The sequence below is a fragment of the Streptomyces ossamyceticus genome, assembly GCF_001418475.1.
Classification (GTDB): Bacteria; Actinomycetota; Actinomycetes; order Streptomycetales; family Streptomycetaceae; genus Streptomyces; species Streptomyces ossamyceticus.
Genome location: NZ_LIQX01000543.1, coordinates 1 through 4,007, shown reverse-complemented (window position 1 = coordinate 4,007; position 4,007 = coordinate 1). Strand labels below are relative to the sequence as shown.

The window sequence follows — 4,007 nt, the reverse complement described above, 5'->3', positions numbered from 1 at the left end:
GCCATGGCGTCGCCGTCGTACGCGACCTGTACGACGGCGACGCCATGGCCCGCTTCTTCTCCACCCTGATGCTGATCTCCGGGGTGGCCCCGATCGTCGCGCCCCTCGTCGGCGGCCAGATCCTCCGCGTCACCGACTGGCGGGGCGTCTTCGTCGTCCTCACCGTCATCGGCGCCGCCCTCCTCGCGGTCGTCTGGGCGAAGCTCCCCGAGACGCTCGCTCCCGCCGAACGCCACGGCGGCGGCGTCGGCGAGACCCTGCACGCCATGCGCGGCCTGCTCACCGACCGTGTCTTCATGGGCTACGTCCTCGCGGGCGGTTTCGCGTTCGCCGCGCTCTTCGCCTACATCAGCGCCTCCCCGTTCGTGATCCAGGAGATCTACGGCGCCTCCCCGCAGACCTTCAGCATCCTGTTCGGCGTCAACTCGGTCGGCCTCGTCATCGTCGGCCAGATCAACGGCAAGGTCCTCGTCGGCCGGGTGAGCCTCGACAAGGTGTTCGCGGTCGGCCTCACCGTCATCGCGCTCGCCGCGACCGCCCTGCTGCTGATGTCGCTGGGCGCCTTCGGCGAGGTCGGCCTGGCCCCGGTCGCCACGGCGCTGTTCGTGCTGATGTCCGCGATGGGCGTCACCCTCCCCAACACCCAGGCCCTCGCCCTCATGCGGGTGCGGCACGCGGCGGGTTCGGCGTCGGCGCTGCTGGGTACCTCGTCCTTCCTGATCGGCGCGATAGCGTCCCCCCTGGTCGGCGTCGCGGGCGAGGAAACCGCCGTCCCCATGGCCGTCGTCCAACTCACCGCGACACTGGTGGCGGCGACCTGCTTCGTGGCACTGTGCCGTCCTTGGAACAAGCGTACGAAGGCAGAGGATGGGGGTATGCCCCTCCCGAGCGGAACCGAGAGGAAGGGGGAGGACAGCTGAGCGCGCCGAGACTGCGCACGGACACCCCGGAACGGGCCGGACTCGACCCCGAGGAACTGCGCCATCTCGTACGCGAGGTGCGCGCGCTGACGGAAGGCGACCGACCTCGGGCGCCCGCCGCCGTCGTCCTCGCCGGCCGCGGTCCCGTCATCGCCGTCGAGGAGGCGGCGGGCTGGGCGGTCCGCTACGAGTCCTACGACGAACGCACCGACAGCGGGGTGGAACTGCCGCCCGGGTCCCGTGTCCCGGCGACCCCCGACACCCCCTTCGACCTGGCCTCCCTCACCAAGCTGTTCACCGCCGTGGCGGCGGTCCAGCAGTTGGAACGCGGCACCCTCGGTATCGACGCGAAGGTCGCCGCGTACCTCCCCGACTTCTCCGGCGCCGCCGCGCACGGCCTCACCGTCCGCCACCTCCTCACCCACACCTCGGGGCTGCGGCCCGAACTCCCGCTGTACGAGGGCGGGTCCACCGAGGCCCGGCTGGCGATGCTGCGGCGCGAGGAGCCGATGACGGCGCCGGGCACGGTCCACCTCTACTCCGACCTCAACCTCCTGCTCCTCCAGTACGTCCTCGAACGCCTCACGGGCCGGGGCCTGGACGACCTGATCCACGCCGGCGTCACCCGCCCCCTGGGCATGACGGCCACGGCCTTCGGGCCCTGCCCCGGCGCGGCGGCGACGGAGGACCAGCGCCGCCCCTGGGGCAAGGCCGAGCGGGGGATGCTGCGGGGCGAGGTCCACGACGAGAACGCGTGGGCGCTCGGCGGGGTCGCCGGACACGCGGGACTCTTCTCCACGGCCCGGGACCTGGCGGTGTTCTGCCGCACCCTGCTGGCCGGCGGCTCCTACGGGCCCGCCCGCATCCTCGGCCCCGACTTCGTGGAGCTGATGCTGACGCCTCCGGGGCTCGGGTTCGCGCTCGACCAGCCCTGGTTCATGGGCGAACTGGCGGGCCGCGGAGCCGCTGGCCACACCGGCTTCACCGGCACGTCCCTCGTCCTCGACCAGGCCACGGACACCTTCCTCATCCTCCTGGCCAACGCGGTCCACCCCCGCCGGGGAACCTCCCTGAACACGGCCCGAGCCGCAGCGGGCACCCGGGTGGCGCGGGCGGTGCGGGGGATGTGAGCGAGTTCGGGTCCGGTCCCGGCGAAGGCCCGGGGTAGCGGGGGCGGCGGGTGACCGTGGTGGGGTGCCGGGATTCGGTGCGGGCATGAGGTCCGGTTCTCTTAGAATTCCCTCGTGAACGCCCCTCTCTCCCCGTCCGACACCCTCCGCACCGCTCTCGCCCATCTGCTCGACGGGCTTCCGCCGAAGGCGGCCGCGCAGGCGGTGGAGCGGCTGATCGTGAACTACCGGGGGCGGACGCCCACCGACGCGCCCGTGCTGCGGGACCGGTCGGACGTGGTGGCGTATGCGGCGTACCGGATGCCGGCCACGTTCGAGGCGGTGTGCGCGGCGCTGGAGGCGTTCGCGCGGGCCGTGCCCGACTGGGAACCCGGCAGCCATGTGGACGTCGGCGGAGGGACGGGCGCGGCGACCTGGGCCGTGAACGCGACCTGGACGGGCGGGCGCCCGGTGACGGTGCTCGACTGGGCGGAACCGGCGCTCGCGCTCGGCCGGGAGATCGCCGCCGCCCACCCGGACCTCAAGCCCACCGAGTGGCAGCGCTCTCGTATCGGATCGGCGCTCACCATCGAGAGCACTGATCTCGTCACCATCTCCTACGTCCTCGGTGAGCTCACCGACGCCGACCGGACCGCCATGGTCGACGCCGCCGCGACCGCCGCGCAGGCCGTCGTGGTCATCGAGCCCGGCACCCCCGACGGCTACGCCCGTGTCATCGACGCCCGCGACCGCCTCATCGCGGCCGGGTTCCACATCGCCGCCCCCTGCCCGCACAGCGCCGCCTGCCCGATCGTCCCCGGCGAGGACTGGTGCCACTTCGCCGCCCGTGTCAGCCGCTCCTCCCTGCACCGGCAGGTCAAGGGCGGCTCCCTGGCGTACGAGGACGAGAAGTTCAGCTACGTCGCCGCGACCCGCTTCGTCCCGGCCCCGGCCGCCTCCCGTGTCGTGCGCAAGCCCCAGATCCGCAAGGGCCAGGTCCTCCTCGACCTCTGCGGAACCGGGACCCCGACCGCCAAGGACGCCGCGACCACCGCCCTCGCCGCCACGGACGCAGCGACCCCCGCCCCGACCACCACGGAGGCCACGACCATCGCCCCGGCCGTCACCTCCGGCGCCGACGCCGACGGCGGGAATCGGCCCGGCACCGGCCCCGTCCCCACCCTCGGCCGGACCACCGTCACCAAACGCCACGGCCCGCTCTACAAGGCGGCTCGCGACGCCGACTGGGGCGACGCCTGGCCCCCGCCGACCGGGGACGACGACCGGGCCTGAGTCCCCTCTCCCCCTGAGGACGGCGGCTAGTACGACGACGGGGCCGGGCCTGCGGGGCCCGCCGGGCCCGGCGGGTAAGGCTGGGCGGCGGGCGGTGTCGGCCAGGGATGGGACGACTGGGGCAGCGCGGGCGCCGCGGGCGTGGAGCGCTCGGCGCCGACGAGGATGAGCGCGGTCGCCGCGAGGCTCAGGAGAACGGCGCCGACCAGCAGGTAGAAGCCGGGGCCGAAGCTCATCTCCTGGGTGTCCGACTCCCACTGTGTGACGCTGACCGACTCCATCACGACCGCCAGGGCCGTGCCGAACAGCACCGCCCCGCCCGCGACCGCGAGCCCCCGTCGCAGCGGGGGCCGCCGCCCGGGGCCCACCAGCAGGAAGACGGCCGCGACGAGGGCGGCGACGATCCCGACCAGCAGCGAGACCCCGTCGAACTGCACCCTGTCGACCACCCCGTCCGTCGTGGACACCAGGCCCTCGGCGAACTCGGTCCGGTGGGACCACGCCTTCGACACGCTCTCGACGACCACCTCGTCCTTGTCCTTGTCGCGGTAGTCGACCGCCGAGTTCAGCGTGGTGAACGAACCGCCGATCGTGAGCGCCGCACCGACGGCCAGCAGTGCCCCGGACAGCCGGTCGGACACCCCGCCCGTGCCACTCGGTGGGCCGGGCGGGGTGTCCGACCGGC

4 protein-coding genes are annotated in these 4,007 nt (G+C 73.7%); 3 read left to right on the top strand and 1 reads right to left on the bottom strand.

Going from position 1 to position 4,007, the window contains the following annotated elements; all coding sequences use genetic code 11:
* The 3 genes from AOK15_RS32640 to AOK15_RS32630 form a co-directional block, all read left to right on the top strand.
* On the top strand, positions 1-920 hold a 920-nt coding region (locus AOK15_RS32640; RefSeq protein WP_157870434.1), incomplete at its 5' end, for an MFS transporter.
* Positions 833-2,050 carry a serine hydrolase domain-containing protein gene (locus AOK15_RS32635; RefSeq protein ID WP_079058841.1) on the top strand — a complete coding sequence of 406 codons (1,218 nt, stop codon included), beginning with the start codon at positions 833-835 and terminating at the stop codon, positions 2,048-2,050. The genes AOK15_RS32640 and AOK15_RS32635, both read left to right, overlap by 88 nt.
* 114 nt (positions 2,051-2,164) lie before the next feature.
* On the top strand, positions 2,165-3,322 hold the full coding sequence (locus AOK15_RS32630) for a small ribosomal subunit Rsm22 family protein (RefSeq protein ID WP_055521930.1): 1,158 nt from the start codon (positions 2,165-2,167) through the stop codon (positions 3,320-3,322).
* Positions 3,323-3,348: 26 nt separating this feature from the next.
* Here AOK15_RS32630 and AOK15_RS32625 read toward each other — a convergent pair.
* The coding region (locus AOK15_RS32625; RefSeq protein WP_205632272.1) for a hypothetical protein at positions 3,349-4,007 on the bottom strand (659 nt) is incomplete at its 5' end.